The organism is Agrobacterium sp. H141 (assembly GCF_057158725.1).
Window position 1 is genome coordinate 4,163,361 of the sequence record NZ_CM169893.1, and the last position, 17,387, is coordinate 4,180,747.

The 17,387-nt window shown below is 55.9% G+C and carries 16 protein-coding genes; 13 read left to right on the top strand and 3 right to left on the bottom strand.

Annotation, left to right across the window (positions count from 1 at the left end):
- The first annotated feature begins 42 nt into the window (after positions 1-42).
- From ACWPM9_RS19635 to ACWPM9_RS19650, 4 genes are all read left to right on the top strand, one after another.
- On the top strand, positions 43-1,209 hold the full coding sequence (locus ACWPM9_RS19635) for an acyltransferase family protein (protein ID WP_484756229.1): 1,167 nt from the start codon (positions 43-45) through the stop codon (positions 1,207-1,209).
- 96 nt (positions 1,210-1,305) lie between these two features.
- Positions 1,306-2,616, top strand: coding sequence for a polysaccharide biosynthesis/export family protein (locus tag ACWPM9_RS19640; protein ID WP_484756230.1), 1,311 nt, complete (start codon positions 1,306-1,308; stop codon positions 2,614-2,616).
- Positions 2,617-2,978: 362 nt separating this feature from the next.
- The gene (locus tag ACWPM9_RS19645) at positions 2,979-4,100 is read left to right on the top strand and encodes a hypothetical protein (protein ID WP_484756231.1); all 1,122 of its coding nucleotides are present in this window, start codon (positions 2,979-2,981) and stop codon (positions 4,098-4,100) included.
- A gap of 688 nt (positions 4,101-4,788) precedes the next feature.
- Entirely contained in the window at positions 4,789-5,022 is a 234-nt protein-coding gene (locus ACWPM9_RS19650) for a hypothetical protein (RefSeq protein WP_428186302.1), read from the top strand.
- A gap of 62 nt (positions 5,023-5,084) precedes the next feature.
- Here ACWPM9_RS19650 and ACWPM9_RS19655 read toward each other — a convergent pair whose 3' ends face one another.
- Positions 5,085-5,486, bottom strand: coding sequence for a hypothetical protein (locus ACWPM9_RS19655; RefSeq protein ID WP_428186303.1), 402 nt, complete (start codon positions 5,484-5,486; stop codon positions 5,085-5,087).
- Positions 5,487-5,598: 112 nt separating this feature from the next.
- Here ACWPM9_RS19655 and ACWPM9_RS19660 point away from each other — a divergent pair, with 112 nt between their 5' ends.
- The 3 genes from ACWPM9_RS19660 (at position 5,599) to ACWPM9_RS19670 (ending at position 7,867) form a co-directional block, all read left to right on the top strand.
- Entirely contained in the window at positions 5,599-6,309 is a 711-nt protein-coding gene (locus tag ACWPM9_RS19660; protein ID WP_484756232.1) for an SDR family NAD(P)-dependent oxidoreductase, read from the top strand.
- A gap of 60 nt (positions 6,310-6,369) precedes the next feature.
- On the top strand, positions 6,370-6,873 hold the full coding sequence (locus tag ACWPM9_RS19665) for a DUF3833 family protein (RefSeq protein WP_484756233.1): 504 nt from the start codon (positions 6,370-6,372) through the stop codon (positions 6,871-6,873).
- Positions 6,874-7,060: 187 nt separating this feature from the next.
- On the top strand, positions 7,061-7,867 hold the full coding sequence (locus ACWPM9_RS19670) for a 3-methyl-2-oxobutanoate hydroxymethyltransferase (RefSeq protein ID WP_484756234.1): 807 nt from the start codon (positions 7,061-7,063) through the stop codon (positions 7,865-7,867).
- A gap of 17 nt (positions 7,868-7,884) precedes the next feature.
- Here the strand turns inward: ACWPM9_RS19670 and ACWPM9_RS19675 are convergent, their stop codons facing one another.
- Positions 7,885-8,556, bottom strand: coding sequence for a TetR family transcriptional regulator C-terminal domain-containing protein (locus ACWPM9_RS19675; RefSeq protein ID WP_484756235.1), 672 nt, complete (start codon positions 8,554-8,556; stop codon positions 7,885-7,887).
- Positions 8,557-8,697: 141 nt separating this feature from the next.
- On the opposite strand from ACWPM9_RS19675, the gene ACWPM9_RS19680 reads away from it, so the two are divergent.
- From ACWPM9_RS19680 to ACWPM9_RS19695, 4 genes are read left to right on the top strand one after another with little or no spacing between them, the layout of a single operon-like run.
- Positions 8,698-10,314, top strand: a complete 1,617-nt coding sequence (locus tag ACWPM9_RS19680; RefSeq protein ID WP_484756236.1) for a phytoene desaturase family protein — start codon at positions 8,698-8,700, stop codon at positions 10,312-10,314.
- Positions 10,301-11,863: a phytoene desaturase family protein gene (locus ACWPM9_RS19685; RefSeq protein WP_484756237.1), complete on the top strand. Its 1,563-nt coding sequence runs from the start codon at positions 10,301-10,303 to the stop codon at positions 11,861-11,863. The genes ACWPM9_RS19680 and ACWPM9_RS19685 overlap by 14 nt, the downstream gene beginning before the upstream one ends.
- Positions 11,860-13,056, top strand: a complete 1,197-nt coding sequence (locus tag ACWPM9_RS19690) for an aminomethyl transferase family protein (protein ID WP_484756238.1) — start codon at positions 11,860-11,862, stop codon at positions 13,054-13,056. Before ACWPM9_RS19685 ends, ACWPM9_RS19690 begins: the two co-directional genes overlap by 4 nt.
- 9 nt (positions 13,057-13,065) lie before the next feature.
- Positions 13,066-14,205 (top strand): aromatic ring-hydroxylating oxygenase subunit alpha, encoded by a 1,140-nt coding sequence (locus ACWPM9_RS19695; protein WP_484756239.1) that lies wholly within the window; start codon positions 13,066-13,068, stop codon positions 14,203-14,205.
- Between the two features lie 22 nt (positions 14,206-14,227).
- On the opposite strand, the gene ACWPM9_RS19700 is transcribed toward ACWPM9_RS19695, so the two are convergent.
- Positions 14,228-15,655: a phosphomannomutase gene (locus tag ACWPM9_RS19700; protein WP_484756240.1), complete on the bottom strand. Its 1,428-nt coding sequence runs from the start codon at positions 15,653-15,655 to the stop codon at positions 14,228-14,230.
- A gap of 644 nt (positions 15,656-16,299) precedes the next feature.
- Here ACWPM9_RS19700 and ACWPM9_RS19705 point away from each other — a divergent pair.
- Both ACWPM9_RS19705 and ACWPM9_RS19710 read left to right on the top strand, forming a co-directional pair.
- Positions 16,300-16,926 (top strand): ribonuclease D, encoded by a 627-nt coding sequence (locus tag ACWPM9_RS19705; RefSeq protein ID WP_484756241.1) that lies wholly within the window; start codon positions 16,300-16,302, stop codon positions 16,924-16,926.
- A 147-nt stretch (positions 16,927-17,073) separates the two neighbouring features.
- Positions 17,074-17,382: a hypothetical protein gene (locus tag ACWPM9_RS19710; RefSeq protein WP_484756242.1), complete on the top strand. Its 309-nt coding sequence runs from the start codon at positions 17,074-17,076 to the stop codon at positions 17,380-17,382.
- The last annotated feature ends 5 nt before the right edge of the window (positions 17,383-17,387 follow it).

A 17,387-nucleotide genomic window follows, 5' to 3' on the forward strand; every position in this document is an offset into this window, starting at 1 on the left:
CTTGTGCATATCAACATGTCACCCAATGAGGGAGCCTGCATCATGACCCATGTTCAATCTACGTTCGCCGGCATGCTGGACAGGGCGGGCGGTAGACCATCCGGCTTTGACTATATGCGCATCGGTCTTGCCATTCTGATAACATTGTATCACTCCATCCGCATAACCTATGGCGAAGATCTCGATCTCTCCCTATGGCAGACAGAATTGCGGGCATTTTTGCGCGTCCTGCTACCGATGTTCTTCGTGCTCAGCGGCTTCCTCGTCGCCGGTAGTATGGAGCGCTGCCGAACACTGGTCAGCTTTCTAGGACTACGAGCTATTCGCATCTACCCCGCGCTCATTGCTGAGGTGCTTCTGTCCGCCTTCGTCCTCGGGCCCTTCTTCACCGAGTTGCCGCTTGCAAGTTATTTCACCGACCCGCAATTTGTCCGATATGTTGGAAATGTCACTGGGCATATCAGTTACTGGCTTCCAGGCGTTTTCCTGAATGTGCCCGATCCCGGCATCGTAAATGCCCAGTTGTGGACAGTGCCTTACGAGCTCTATTGCTATCTTCTGCTATCGTGCCTTACCGTCATTGGATTGAAAGAAAAGCGCTGGGTCGGGCCGATCGCCCTCGTAGCCTTGGTTTGCGCCTATTGGGCATTCCGATTGGTGAAACCTGATGCGGCAGCGGGAGTATCGAACATATCCGGCTGGGTGTTGATGTTCTACTTCCTGGGTGGCGTCTCTGCCTATCAGTTTCGCGACCGCATTCCCGCTCATCCTGCGCTGCTTGTTGCCTCCAGCGTCCTGTCCGTTTTCCTGCTGGATGCCAGCTGGAACGGCGAATACCTGGCGATCCCAGCGGTTGTATATGTGACGATCTATATAGGCCTGATCGACTTCAAAAGAAGCTGGTTTAGTCGGCTGACAGATTTGTCCTATGGACTATACCTCTATCACTGGACCCTTCAGCAGGCATTCGTAGCGCTCTTTCCCGACCTGCAAAATGCTTGGTTAACGGCTGCTGTCGGCCTTCTAAGCGCGCTTGCCGTCGCCTGGTTTTCGTGGAATTTCATAGAGCGCCCGGCATTATCTCTCAGAGCACAAGTGCTCGCGCTCGAGACCGTCTACTATTCAGTCCGCCAACGGCTTCTGGGCATGATCCCAGCTGTCGCGCGACGCAACTCCAATGAACTCTATTCAACGGCAACCAAACCGTAGTGCAACCGACGCCTACAAATACATATCCCAGACGAAATGGATGATCACGGACTGATGTTGAACTTTCATCGATGGAACAATCTATTGGAGTGCCGCATGAGTGAGCAAAGAGCCAAGTTGCCAATTAGAGGCGTCTCGGGTGTCGATCTTTGGCAGAGGTCCTATGGATATCTGGCACTTTTTCTCGGGGTCATGACGCTGGTTGTTGCGGGGCATGCGGCGGCGGCCGATTACAAGCTTGGCCCATTGGACAAGCTTGTAATCCGCGTCGTTGATTGGCCATCGGGCGCGACGACGTTTCGAGAATGGCCCGCTTTGAACGGTGAATTTACTGTCGGTATGTCCGGTACGATTTCGCTTCCCTTCGCCGGGGAGGTGCAAGCCCAGGGCCAGACCACGCAATCCGTGGCGACGACGATATCGACGAATGTCAAAAACAAGCTTGGTCTGATTGAGGCTCCAGCAACGTCAGTGGAAGTGCTGGAATTTAGACCAATTTTCGTAGCCGGCACGGTACAGTCTCCTGGGCGGTACCCCTTTGACCCTGAAATGACTGTGCTGAAGGCGATCAGCTTGGCCGGCGGAATGCGCCAGTCAACCAGAGGTGATCAACGTTTTGAAAGGGATTTTCTGAACGCGAAAGGCGGTCATGATGTGCTGGCCGCTGAGCGCCAACGACTGCTCGTTCAGGTTGCCAGACTAAAGGCTGAACTTGCAAACGAAGACGCAGCATTCGATTCGAGGATAGACAAGGAAGCCGGTTCACAGCCAGAGTTGCAAGATTTGGTAGCCCAGGAAAAGGTGCTCATGCAGTCGCGCAAGGAAAGCCTTTCCCTTCACCGCAGTTCCCTGGAAGAAGCGAAGGTTCTCTATCAAAACGAGGTCGCGTCACTTGCTAAAAAAAAGGACTCGCAGGCACGGGAGATGGAACTGATCAATACAGAACTTGAACGCGCTGGAAAATTGGCTGAACAAGGTTTGCTCGTCAGCTCGCGTGTACTGGGGCTGGAATTAACCGCTTCTGACACGGAAAGCAAACTTCTGGATATCGACACGGCAACTGTACGTGCCAAGCAGGAAATCAGCAAAATAGCCTCCGATCTCATCGATCTCGACAATAATCACAAGACCGAGGTGATCGCGGAACTCCAGCGGAGCAATGCTGCACTGACAGAAAATGAACTGAAACTGAAAATGTATGCCGGCCTTATGCTGGAAGCGCTGACGAATGCACCAGCAGCCGGCGCCATCGCGGGTTCGACGAGCGATGTCCTCTACGATTACAAGATACTTCGCACGGATAACGGCGTGACAGATGAAATTGCTGCGAGCGAAAACACGCAACTGCGTCCAGGCGATTTGGTGAAGGTTACGCTGAATGGCGTCAAACTGCAGCTGGAGAATTAGGGCGCGACAATGAGATTAAGTAAAGCGGTCGCGTCGCAAGATGGCGGCCGGTTCGAGACGGTCAAGTTCGCGGCAGACGCGGACCATTGCTTGCTGCTCGTCCTGATTGGGACATCGCCGGTGGGACGATGACTTCGGTATATCACGCTAAGACCACACGAGCTGCAACATCAGCCATTTCGACATTGAATTATGCCTTAGTGGCTGGAGCAGGCTGAGCGTGAGATAATATGAACGGCATAAACTGGCTTTGGCCGGACAGGAATGCGACAGGAACGGTTTGGCAGCTTTGCGTGTCCCGTTGTTTTGCCTTGGCGGGCCGTATTTGATGTCAATTATGAGAAGATCTGGGTGGGATTGAGATGTATGCTTATCGTTTTCTTCACTTTATTAGGAGGCGCAAACACACATCTTATGGAAGCCTATTGGCGCTGACAATCAGTCTCGCCCTGCCGCTGTATGGTATGGTTCCCGCCAAAGCCGAAACTCTGTTTTCGGAAAATTCACCCTGGAACGTCGCGATGCCGACAACGGCGAGTTTCGGTTCCACCAATATTGCTTTGGGCCTTCCTGTTGGTTTGGATACATGGGATCCGAACGGGTATTGGGTTGTTCCCTTCCATCAGGCAAAGGAAGGCGATCCTAAAGTCCGCATTCTCTACAATCCGTTGGCTTGGGGCGCGGTGTATTCGGGTGCCTGGCACCGCATCGGGAACGATCCCGCCGTGGAAGCTGATATTCTGACGTCCTCGTCATCGGTGTTTCCCTATTCTGGAAATGTATTTTCTTCCACATCTGTCGATGAGTGGACGATGCCAGAGTCGTATAATGTGCTGACTGCGCCTTCGTCGGAGGCGGCTATGTATCATGTACCAGCTTCAGGTATGGTGCCAGCGACTGGCGCCGATGGCCATATGGCCGTGCGCCAGCCGAACGGCGGCATTCTTGAGACCTATGCGACTATCGTTTTGTCTGACTTAACGCTGGTGGCACTCTCTTATTCCGTCACCGATGAAGATAGCTTGGGCGACGGTTGGCAGAGAGGCCAGACGGCTTCTATGTTGCCCAGCTATGCAGGCGCCATCCTCGACAGTGAGATTGAAACTGGCATCAATCATGCCATTGCGATCACTGTGCCGCCCAAGCTCCTGGCACCAAAATTTCAATATCCAGCATATGCATTCGACCGTGATGCTCTTTCCAACGACATACCTTACTCTGGCAAAATGCCGATGGGTGGCCGACTCGGCTTGCCGCCAGACCTTGATATCTTGAAGCTCGGACTGCGGACCAAGGCAGGAATGGAAATCGCAAAAGCAGCGTTTCAGCATGGCTTCTTGATTGTCGACCGAGGCGGAGAAGGAGTAACGCTCAGGGTCAGGCCGACAAAGGAGCCCACCCAGCCAAGACTGCATACTTACGATCCGGAACTATCAGCTGATTTGCAGCAAATCTTCGCACATCTTGTGAGCGTCACTTTTTAGCCTCTGATACACGTGATCCGACCGTAAGATCAGGCTTTCCGCGAGCCGGAGTACGAGCAAATGCGAATTGTCCACCCGGTCATTCAAAGGAACAAGCCGCCATCCTTGTCCGTTCAGATTCACGAAACCTTTTGCTGGCATAGTGATCTCCGGCTTATGAGGATCGTGATGACATATCGTGCTCGCAGTTTGGTGCTGGCTTTAATTTTGTCGCTGACAATGTGGGCTGCCCTTATACAAGGTGCAGTGGTCTTGTTCTCCGATAGAGTGAGCGCCGATCCTGGTTTTACCGCGAGTATTCAATAGGTCCTCCCAGCCGAACTTCAGCACTGTGGCGTTCTGGTTTTTCCTGTGAAGAGCCGGGACCAATCGTCGGCTTGGAGTATTTCGACCGTTTATCCGTTTCATCGTGAACGTCGTTTGCATATCCAGGGCGTCCCTCAGCACGCCAGTCATGGCATTCAAGCGCAACATCCGCCAGCCCGCATGTCAGGAAACACACGACAGCGCCGATTTCGCACAGGATTCGCCACGAGTTTGGAAATTTCCACATAGCAGAGCTATAACGACTATATCGTGGTTGATACCGAACAAAGTAAGGACATCAGCAACCGACTCGGCTATTGGATCTGCGCTTAACGTGACTGGAAGCCGTTGCCCCAGGTATCGGGCTGGACAAGGAGTAGACTTGCAAATTCTGGATCCACAACATCCGTTCTTCAAGCCGGTCTGGCGGCGCGTTCTGACAGTCGTCGTACCAGCGGCCTGGGCGCTGGTGGAATTGTCGAACGGTGCAACAGGTTGGGCCGTGCTGTTTTTCGCTGCCGCCGGCTATGCCGCCTATCAATTGTTCGTCGTCTACAAGCCTGACGCCCAGAACGCTGCAAATACAGAAAAACAAGAAGAAGCTGACGGGGACTGACAGGCTACCCTATACAACTGGCCATTCACACCGGGGCAGGCTTTGCCCCCCGAATTGCCGGGTCAGAGTGCCTGACCGATCCGCGCCGTACCGGTCTGGCCGTTGTTGCGGATCCATTTGAGCGTGTTCTGGCCTGTCCGGTACAATTCAAAGCACATCGGCTCCCCCTTGTACCAGGTGGTGAACTGCTGACAAAGCCGGTCGCCATCGATCCACCAGCGACCTTTGTCATTTGGCTTCGCAAGCCGCCCGAGACCCAGAGCTTTTCCATCACCATCCACTTGTCCATTGGTGCGATAGTTTAACGGAAACTCCCCTCCAAAAGGCGCTGCAAGGAAAATGCGGCGCCCGACGATATCACCCTTGATATCAGCCGATGTGTACTTCTCATCGGCGAACGCTACCCCTGAAAACTGACTGGCAATCATGGCAACGATGCCGAAGAGAGCAATACGAAACGTCATGATGGAGTCTCCCGAGTGATCCAGATGCGATGCCTTTCGCGTAGTTCTAAAATAGGTAACGCTTGAGCTGCCCATTTGGATCGTGAGGCTGAGCAATTTTTCGGAGGTAAACATGACGAAGAGCATGAGTTCGCTGAACTCTGGCTACATCGCTCTTGTCATTGGTGCGTCAGGGGGCATTGGCTCCGCATTTGCCGCAACATTGGAAAATGACCCTCGTTGTGCAAAGCTAATCCGTCTTTCCCGTCGTGATAACGGATTCGACCTTTGTGATGAAAGCAGCATAGCGCAAGCCGCTGAAAAGCTGGCTGCTGAGGGCATCACTTTCGACCTCATCCTGTGCGCCACGGGGGCACTGACCATCGATGGTATCGGGCCGGAGAAGACAATCCGTTCCATTCGTGGCGAGGCCATGCTGGATCAATTCGTCTTGAATGCCATCGGTCCGGCTTTGGTGCTGCGTTACTTCACCCCGCTATTGGCCAGGGAACGACGATCGGTCACCGGATTTCTTTCCGCCCGCGTGGGTTCGATTGGCGACAACCGTCTGGGGGGCTGGATTTCCTATCGCGCCTCTAAGGCTGCCCTCAACCAGATCGTTCATACGGCTGCCATCGAGATCGCGCGCAGCCTCCCCGAGGCAGTGGTTGCATGTCTTCATCCAGGAACTGTCGCGACCAGTCTGTCAGAGCGATATGGCGCCGGCGCAACCCGCCTCAGTCCCGAAGACAGCGCGCGCCGCATGCTGTCCGTGCTGGATCATTTGGCCCCGCAACAGAGCGGTGGCTTCTACGCTTATGACGGCTCGGCCATTGAGTGGTGAAGGGCGATGATCCGAAACACGCGTCGTCACGTATTCCAGATATATCGAGGAGGATCGTCCATGTTTGCCACGCTTCGTCACCTTCTGCTTCTGATCGCAATCGGCCTAATAAGCCCGCAAATCGCCATAGCGAAAGACTTCACGCTGGAAGGATACTTTACCGGCAAGACATCAGCGACAGGTCAGTTCAGCGCGATCAATGGGATCAAGCGCGATTTCACGGTCGATCTGACCGGACGCTGGAATGGCAAGATTCTGACTTTGCGCGAAGATTTCCTCTATTCGGACGGCGAGCGCGACCGCAAGACTTGGCGCTTCACCAAGACCGGCCCATCGACCTATTCCGGCACAAGGGAAGACGTCAGCGGAAAGGTGAAAGTGCGCATAGAGGGTAATACGGCCCGCTTTACCTATCTGGTTTTTCTGGATTCTGAAAACCGCAAGAACCAGGTACGCTTCTGGGACAAGATGGTGCTCGGCAAAAACGGTAAAATGCTGAATACAGCGCTCGTTACCAAGTTCGGATTCCCTGTGGCAAAAACGACTGTCAAGTTTCAGAAATGAGACCAGCGCCCAATGCTCTCTGAATGACCGCGCGAGACGTTTGGGTCGATGTGACGCATAATTATAAAGAATTGCCTGTTCCGCATTTACCCGACGGTTATTTTAATCAGCTAATATTCTATTTTTGACTGGAACATAGTCGAAGGATCGATCAGGTGAAATGATGCGGCAGGCAGGAAGAACGAACATGTCCAGAGGCAGACCGACCGTTGCCGAACTCCTGTCCATCAAAGGTCAACGCCAGCTGACGATGCTACGCGTAGCGACGCTTGAAGAGGCGGCTGCAGCGGAAAATGCCTGCGTCGATCTTTTATCGGTACCGCCATCCCTGCTTGGCCAGGATTTTCGAGATGCCGCTCCAAGCTGCTTCGTTATCGCCGGCCTGGAATACGGAGACTACGTTACAGTGGAAGATTACATGCGCGCCTCATTCGCTGCGATGAAGGCGGGCGCGGACGCAGTCTATTGCGCAGCGAGCCTTGGTACGATCTGGCGATTGCGGGAGGAAGGCATTCCTGTTTGTGGCCACGTCGGCTTGATCCCATCCAAAGCCACATGGACCGGAGGCTTTACAGCCGTTGGAAAAACCGCAGACAGCGCGCGGGAAGTCTGGCGCCAGGTCAAAGCCCTGGAGGATGCCGGCGCCTTTGCCGCAGAGATCGAAGTCGTAGCCGAGGATGTGGCCGCAGAGATCAGCCATCGGACATCGCTCTTCATGATCTCCATGGGTGCAGGCTCCGGTTGCCATGCACAATATCTATTCGGCGAGGATGTCCTCGGCACCAATCGCGGCCGTCGCCCCCGACACTCGAAGGCCTATCGCAATTTCGCCGAGGAATATGACCGACTTCAACGCGAGCGCATCGCAGCATTTTCGGAGTTTGTCGCAGACGTCAGGTCGGGCGCATTTCCGGGCAGAGACAATCTCGTGTCCATCGACAAGAGTGAACTCGACAGTTTCGTCAAGGCGCTTGAAGAGGATCCGCGCCGTTAGGCTAAGGGATCTGTCTGTCAGCCCTCTGGCTTCTCTAAGCCCTCCTCCGTGAAATGCGCCGGGAAGAATGCCGCCGCACAGGTGAACACCGTCTTCAGACCATCCTGCCTGTCAAAAGGCGTGTTCATGATCATCAGATCGAGCCACACCCCCTCGATCGTCACGCGCAGGATGCGGGCGATACGCCTGGCGTCTCCGGCATAGCCGCCGGTCTCCACCAGGCGCGCGCAGATGTCCTCCAGCGCGTGAATATAATCGAGGTCATTGGAGCCGCATTTCTGCTGGTAGATCGGTCGGCTCTGCGCTTCTCCCCAAAAGGCGCACCACGCGGATAACCGCACGGGATTGCAGATCTCCGGCAAAAAATCAGCCCCGATCAAGGCTGACAGCTGGGCCGCAGGGCTCTCGCCTGCGGCAGCCACGGCCCGGCGCCAGTTCTGTCGGTATTCCTCTGCAAGATAGAGCAGCGTTTCCGTGAGCAGGCCTTCCTTGGATTGAAAGTGAAAGATGACCAGTCCGTGGGACAGCCCTGCTCGGGCGGCAACATTCGTCAATGTTGTCCGCGAATACCCTTCTGTCGCCAGCGTATCGATCGTCGCTTCGATGAGTTGCAGACGACGTGCCTCGCGTGAGGCCTTTCGTGGGGCGACTGGCGGTTCTTCCATTCGTTCGGCTGACACTTCATCCATTCAGCTGCTCCTGCATTGGCGGCTTCATTAGCACGTGAACCCCATATGCAACAGCCTTTCAATCCGCTTTCTCATTTTGATTGACAATTCAGTCAAAATAATTCGAGATGGGCGCGACAGCTCGCAACAGGTATGGATCTCATGCAGGAATACGACGCGATCATTGCCGGGGGTGGACACAATGGGTTGGTCACAGCCTGCTATCTGGCCCGCTCGGGACTGAAGGTGGTCGTTGTTGAGAAGAACTCTTACGTCGGAGGCGCGGCGGTCTCCCGCGAGCTCTATCCGGGCTTCACCTATTCGAACTGTTCTTATGTCTGCTCGCTGTTTCGCCCGGAGATCATGCGCGACCTCGAGCTTGCGCGTTACGGACTGCAGATCCTGCCCTATGAGGGTGGTGCCGTGCTCAAGAAGGATGGTGGTTATCTTGCCACTTTCCGCGATCACGAGGCAAATCGGCGCGAATTCGCGCGGCATTCCCCGCGCGATGCCGAAGCCTATGACCGCTATTCGCGCGACGTGATGCGGCATTGCCGCTTTATCCGCCCTTTGCTGATGCGCACGCCACCGGATCCATCAAGCTTCAGGCCTCGCGATCTATCCGAACTGGCATTCCTTGGCCGCAAACTGTTCGACCTGTCGGAAAACCAGATCTACGAGATGGTCCGCTTCTGGACGATGAGCATATCCGATTACCTTGACGAATACTTCGAATGCCCTGTGATCAAGGCCTATCTCGCCGTCTCAGCCATCATCGGTACGGCCCTGGGACCAATGTCGCCCGGTTCGGCCTATGTGCTGCTGCATCACTATATGGGCGATGTCGACGGCAATGTGGGGGCCTGGGGCTATGCGCGCGGCGGCATGGGGGCGATTACTCAGGCCTTGTCTCAGTCGCTTCAGGCATCCGGTGGAGAGATCCGCGCCGGACAGGGCATCGAGCGCATTTTGATCAAGAACGGACGGGCGGTCGGGGTGACCTTGGCAGACGGAAGCGAAATCCGCGCGAAGCGCGTGATCTCGAACATGGACGTCAAGCGCACTTTCCTGAAGTCTGTTGACGAAAGGGAACTTCCCGCCAGCTTCGTCAAGCGTGTGAAGGCCTTCAAGATCCGTGGATCTTCCGGCAAGCTGAATATCGCACTGGATGGTGTGCCAAAGTTTACGGCATTGCCGGACGATGCACCGATGATGCGCGGCGACCTTCATTTCACAGATTCCATCGAGCGTATGGAGCGCGCCTATGACGACTGGAAGGCCGGTCGCTGGTCACGCGATCCCTTCCAGGACACAATGATCCCGACCATGATCGATCCGACCATGACGCCACTAGGCAAGCATTTCATGTCCTGCTTCGTGCAATATGCACCGCCAAAGATCGAAGGCAGCGAATGGACCGATGCAGAACGGGATGCTTTCGGCCAAGCGGTCATCAACCAGATTGAAGATTATGCACCAGGCTTCAAGAACCTCGTGCTCCATGCCGAGATACGCACGCCTCGGGAACTGGAAGCGGAAGTCGGCCTCACCGAGGGCAACATCTTTCAAGGGGAACTGACATTCGACCAGCTTCTCTTCAACCGCCCCGTACCAGGCGCTGCACAATACCGCTCGCCGATCAAGGATCTCTGGCTGTGCGGGTCATCGGCCCATCCCGGCGGAGGTGTCATGGGCGCACCGGGCCGCAATGCGGCGGCGGAGATCCTGCGCGATATCCGCCAACCAACCGACATGAGTGATGCCTATGCCGTCCTTTGATATCATCGTCATCGGCGCCGGGGTCAACGGTCTCGCCGCCGCAGGCCGTCTTGCCAAGGCTGGCAAGAGGGTTGCCCTTATGGAGGCGGGTTCCTCAGTGGGCGGCGCTGCCGTCACGCAAGAATTTGCACCAGGTTTCAAGGTCAGCCGTGTGGCGCATCTGCTCAACATGCTGGATACGCGCATCATCGAAGGCCTTGACCTTGACGACTACGGCCTTCGCTATGCAGCGACAAACCTGTCCACGACAGCACTTTGCAAAACGGGCAATCATCTCTCGATGCTGGGCGCTGCCGGTGAACAGCTCAAAGGCAACATAGCCGATGCGGATGCTGTTGCCTGGAAGGCCTTGCGGTCACAGCTGATGGACTTCGCAGATGTGCTTGCGCCCTTCAAGACCATGACCCCGCCCCGGCTTGCGCTCGGCACAGGTAACGAATTCGTCAAGCTTGCGCGGCTCGGTTTGAAGCTGCGTAGTCTTGGGCGCGATCGCTTCCGCGAATTTCTGCGCATGATCCTGATCAACGTCGCAGATGTGCTCGACGACGAATTGCAAGATGACAGGTTGAAGGGCGCAATCGCCTTCGACACAGTGCTCGGGGCTTGGCTTGGGCCGCGGTCGCCCAATTCTCTGATCCTCTATCTCAATCGTCTTGCCTCGGAAGCGTCCGGCAGCAAAGGTGGGCTGGCACTTCCCGCAGGCGGCATGGGTTCCGTGACTGAGTCTATGGCTGAAGCGGTCAAGACTCTCGGCGTCGAGATTCATCTCAATGCGCCGGTCAAGAGCGTGATTGTTGCAGAAGATCGCATACGCGGCGTGCTGCTGGAAAACGGAGCGCAGATCTCGGCTGATACTGTCATGTCGGCGATCAATCCTCGGACCACTTTTGAAAAACTGGTTGGCCCCGCGCATCTCGATACCGGATTGTTACGGCGGTCGCGTGCCATCCGCATGCGCGGTGGAGCCGCAAAACTCCATTTGGCCCTGACGGGAGAACCGGATTTCCGCGGAGCGGATCTGCGTAGCCGCTTGCTGATTGCGCCCTCCATCCGTGCGGTCGAGGACGCCTTCAATGCGGTGAAATATGGAGAAGTGCCGGAGCGACCCGTGACGGAGGTGGTTATTCCTTCGGCCTTCGAGGAGGGCCTCGCGCCAGATGGATGCCATGTCCTTTCGGCCATCGTACAATTTGCGCCCCATGCGCCAAAGGACGGATTGGACGCGGCGCGGGGGAAACTACTGGCTAACACGCTTGCAGTTCTTGAGGAACAATCGCCAGGGATCGGTCAACAGGTTGCCCATGCAGAGCTTTTGATGCCGTCGGACCTAGAGCAGAACTTCGGCCTCGTGGGCGGAAACTGGCATCATGGTGAGCTTGCCGTGGAGCGCATGCTGTTCCTGCGCCCCCTGATCGGTGTGTCGCAATATGCGACACCTCTGGAGGGGCTTTGGCTTGCTGGTTCGGGTTCACATCCCGGTGGCGGTGTTTCAGGTGCGGCAGGGTGGAATGCAGCCGAACGGTTTCTCGCTTCGGGAGGACTGAAATGAACGACCAACGTGTGCATTATCGCCAACCGCTGCAGACGACACCGTTTCATGAGCGCATCTCTGCTGCCAACCGGCTCAACCAATGGGGTCCGTGGGGCGGGTATACGACGGCACTAGCCCTCGACGACGAGGCCATGGAGCACAGCGCAATCCGCAGCCAGGCGAGCGTCTATGACCTCTGCCCCATGGTGAAATACCGCATCGTCGGGCCCGACGTCATCGTCTATCTCAATCGGCTGACGATACGCAATGTCACAAAACTCTCAGTCGGTGGCGTGCATTATACGGTGTGGTGCGATGACAACGGCAAGGTACTGGACGACGGCACATTGTTCCGGCTCGACGACAGCGAATTCATGTTGTGCTGTCAGGAACGGCATCTGCCATGGCTTCTGGACAGTGCGCTGGGCTTTGATGTGGCGATCCGTGAAGTGACCACGGAGCTTGCCGCTCTTTCCCTGCAGGGGCCTTGCTCCTTTGCCGTGTTGAAGGCCGCAGGGTTTGACGAAGTCGAAACGCTGAAGCCTTTCCGCCTGATGAAGCTTGCATTTGGGGAGCGGGAGATCATGATTTCCCGAACCGGCTTTACCGGCGATCTCGGTTATGAGCTTTGGGTCGATCCGGCCGATGCTTTGACTCTGTGGGACCGTTTGTTTTCGGCCGGTGAACTATATGGCATTCGCGCGATCGGTTCGCATGCGCTGGACATTGCACGCATAGAAGCCGGCTTCATTATCACCAATGTCGATTTCGTGCCGGCGCATCAGGCTTTGCGTGAAGATCGAGCGCGCTCGCCCTTCGAGTTGTCACTCGACTGGATGATCGATTTTGACAAGGGCCACTTCAACGGTCGACGAGCGCTGCTGGCTGAGAAGTCGTCCGAAACATCGGAATGGGCTATGGTGGGGCTCGACATCGAGGGTAATATCGATGCACCGGGTGCCTTGATCTACCACAACAAGAAGACAGAGGTCGGCTACATCACGTCGGCGGTGTGGTCGCCCTCAGTGAAGCGCAATATCGCGATTGCGATGCTGCGGCGGCCCTATCATCGAGATAGTCGAAATCTGTGGGTCGAGATATACGCCCTGCGGGAACTGCAATATCATAAGCTGATGATGTCGGCGCAGATTGCCAAGCGGCCTTTCTTCGAGCCACCGCGCAAGCGTTCGACACCACCCGGCCTTTTCTGAGTGATTGCCATGAGTGAGCCGTTGAAACGCCATCCGTCCTCGCCCCTCCTCGACCACTGCCCTGAAGGCCTGCCGGCCTCCGTCTACTACGATCCCGATTGGCATGAGCGCGAGCGAGATCGCATCTGGGCGCGCAACTGGTTTTATGCCGGCAGAGTGAACGATCTGGTGCCAGGTTCGCTGCGCAAAGTCGATGTCGCAGGCTTCAACCTCTTGCTGGCTCGCGCTGCCGATGGCGACATCACCTGCTTCCACAACACCTGCCGCCATCGTGGCGCCGAGCTCTGTGCGGGTGAACGCCCGTTGAAGGGTCGGCTCATTACCTGCCCCTACCATGCATGGTCCTATGACCTGAGCGGCCGGCTTGCCAGTACCGCATTTGCAACCCCGGGACCGGAGTTCGAAAAGAGCGCACATGGCCTGTTGCCCGTATCACTCAAGATCTGGAACGGCTGTATCTTCGTCTGTCTTGCAGACGATCCACCGGAGTTCAAAACAGATCCCGCGCCGCACACGCTCGATAACTGGCCAATGGATCTTCTGGTCACGGGCCACGTGTTCGAGAAGGAACTGGCCTGCAACTGGAAGATCTTTTGGGAGAACTACAATGAATGCCTTCACTGTCCAGGCATTCACCCGGAACTGAGCGATCTGGTGCCGGTCTACCGAAAAGGCCTGATGGGCGCGAACGAGGCTGAAAGCTGGACCCCGGAGGATATAACGGGTGCGACCATGCGCGACGGTTCGCAAAGCTGGACCATGAATGGCATGGCGTGCGGGCCGGAATTCGTTGGCCTCAGCCCCGCAGAGCGCGCCAATGGCTATACGTTCGTCACGCTCTATCCGACCATGTTCGTCGTCGGCCATGTCGATTATGTCCGCATCGTTTCGCTTAATCCGCTTGGGCCGGAGCGGACGATGCTGAAATCAGAGTGGCTGTTCCTGCCTGATACCTTGGGCCATCCCGATTTCGATCTCGCCAATGTGATCGATTTTGCCACGCTGGTGCTCAATCAAGACGGTGAAGCAAGCGAAATGAACCAGCGTGGCCTGAAATCTCCGGCCTTCAAGTCCGCGCGCCTGATGCCGCAGGAATACGAGATCCATAACTTTCAGAAATGGGTCATGCGGCAGATGGATGACGTCTGAGCGTCAAGCATGGACTGATAGCTCAAGACGGTTTCCAGTTGGCAATGATCGACAGACCCTGCTTGAGAAGAGCTTGCGCGGCATCGGCGCTTGTCGCCTCCACATAACAGCGCATCTCCGGTGCGTTGCCTGAGGGGCGAAAATGTATCACACGAGCATCCTCCAGAGTGACGCGCAGCCCATCTATATCGCTATGGCTAGCCGGCTTGCCAATGGGGCGCAGAAAGGTCTCCAGATTACTCTCGGAGGCTCTGAGATAACTCATCAGCGCCTGGCTCTTTTCAGTGGCAAAATTCTCAAGGCGATCGGCCATCGCGATGGGCAGACTGATTTCCTCAGCGATGGCAGAGAGCGACTTCTTCCCGTTTGCAGCCGTTGCCAGTACAGCCAGAATCGGCAGGAAGCTGTCACGCGTTGGCAGGGCGGCGATGGCACGACCCTCTACCTCAAAATCTGACGCCAGCATAAGTCCGCCATTGGCCTCGAAGCCAAGGACACTATCTTTTCCCGCAGTACGCGCTTCATCCATCGCAGCGATTACGAACGGAGATCCAACCTTGGTTCGAACGACCTCAAAGCCACCCGCCGCTTCGATGCCGGAATTCGATGTCACAGGCGTTGCTATGGTCTTGGCGTCAACAAAGCGTGCAGTCAAAAGGCCAAGTAGGTCGCCGCGCAGCGGTACGCCATTCTCGTCGGCCAGAAGCGGACGATCCCCGTCACCATCAGAGGAAATGACGGCGTCGAGGGTATGCTCCGCTGCCCAGTCCTTGAGCTTCAACTGAGTGTCCTCAGAGACGGCTTCGGTGTCGACCGGAATAAAGGAGTTCGAGCGACCCAATGCGAAGGCTTTCGCGCCATAGGAAGAAACAACGTCCATGAGCATGTCACGCGCAACGGTGCTGTGCTGGTAGACGCCGATCTTCATCCCTTTCAATGCGCCGGGCAGAAGAACCGCCTCGTTGCGTTTTTCAAACAGTTCGATGGCGGCTTTGCTATGATCTTCGGCGGTACCGACTTCAACGAGATTAGCGGTGTCGTCATCTTTCAATTCATCTGCAAGGGCGGTAATGGCCACCTCGTCCGGTTTTGCGATTTCTCCGTCGGGTCGATAGAACTTGATGCCGTTGCGGTCGGCTGGGATATGCGATCCCGTAATCATGATCGCGGCTTCGCCCCGGGCAATGGCATAGAAAGCCAGCGCCGGCGTGGGGATCTCGCCACAATCGATCGCCTTCAACCCTGCTCGCGCGATTGCGGCCATGACAGTCGTTGCGATCTCCGGACTAGAGTCGCGAAAATCCCTGGCGATACAGATTGCATCGCCAAGTTTCGCAAGGTTATTCTTCAAAAGATATTGCGCGAAAGCTGTTGCATAAAGCGCCGAGACGCTCCCGACCAGTTCTGTCGAAAGTCCCCGCAAACCGCTTGTGCCGAATTTTGCTGCCACGCCATCCCCCTCTCGGATATCACCTATGATTTCGTGAAGGGCGAACCTATCGCTCAGCCCCACAGGAAACAACAGCCTGAATTAAGGCCATCGCCTAGGACAAACGATAGCGACGCAATCCTGTTCCATCGGGATCAAGCTCAAGCCGAACATAAATGTGAAAATGATGCGGAAATGAAAAGAGCCTGACGCGGGAGGAGGATGCGTCAGGCTCTTAAACTCGATCGGCAATTGGGAGGAGGAGGAGTATTGCCGATCCCATCTAACGACGCTGGGAGGAGGAGTGCGTCGTTTCGATGCTTGTTAATATATTCCGTTCGCTTCGGATTAACAGCGCGAATGTTGCAACGCAGCAGTGCGCAAAGCGCATAGCTGCGCTTCGATTGTCGAGTAATTAGGCGAATACGACAGAGCACTCGGCTAAAATATGGGCAATTGCGAAAAGCATCATGTCGGCATTGTCCCGCGAGCGGTTTTCCATGATGCGTCCCTCGCCCAGTCGTTTGCGAAATTCAGGCGTTTAGGACGTTGATCCGCGAGCCATCGCGCAGTTGCCAGTGAGTAATCCACTGTCATCGGTGGAGCTACTGGGCGCATTGTTCTATACCGATTGAAGTTTAAGCGATGACCCGGAGTTTTGATCAATGGCCGCGACAATCCGTTATCATGTTGGCGATATTTCTTCTGACGCGGCCGCTCGCTACACGGACGCAATTGCGATCGACACAGAAACCCTTGGGCTCATTCCTCGCCGTGACCGACTTTGCGTGGTGCAGTTGTCTTCCGGCGACGGTACTGCCGACGTCATCCAGATTGCAGCCGGTCAGACGCAAGCTGCGAACCTGGTCGCCCTATTGGCCGATCCTGCCCGCGAGAAAATATTTCACTATGGCCGTTTCGATATCGCCGTTCTGTTTCATACATTTGGTGTGACCACATCGCCTGTGTTCTGCACGAAAATCGCCTCGCGGCTCACCAGGACCTATACCGACCGCCACGGGTTGAAAGACAATTTGAGGGAAATGCTTGAGGTCGACATTTCCAAAGCGCAGCAATCGTCCGATTGGGCAGCCACCAAGCTTTCTCCGGCGCAACTGGAATACGCAGCCTCGGATGTGCTGCATCTGCATGCCCTGCGTGACAAGCTGACCGAACGGCTGGTACGAGATGGGCGCAGCGGCCATGCCAAGGCCTGCTTCGAATTCCTTCCGACACGGGCGAAGCTCGATCTTCTGGGCTGGGAAGACACCGATATCTTCGCGCATAGTTAAGGCGCATCCACCAAACAGAAACCGTCTTTTGACCCGGTCAGGAAGTGTTAACGGACCGCGCGTAGTCTCCCTTTCCACGGAGACTGCCACGGACTGAAACACGAGCCACCAATGTCTTTCGGTGGCGCCAATGGAAGACATGCGACCATGACGGATGCATCGGCGAATTCCAGCGAGATGTCACTCGCTCTGCCCCGATATTCGCAATCACGCACTTCAGACGATGTGCTCGAAAGCGCCAAGGCAACTTACGAGCGAATGTCTGCACGGATTGACGATAGCGATATCGATGACGACGAGGCAGAGGTTTCTGAAAAGGGCTACGTGCCGGCCAACTGGCTTGACGCTTTGCCGAGCGACCGGCATGAATTGCCACTGCCCGGACACGATAAGATTTCTGCGGTCAACTCTGACGACGCCGGTCTTTATCGAATGTTCCAGAATATATCCCCGTAATCACC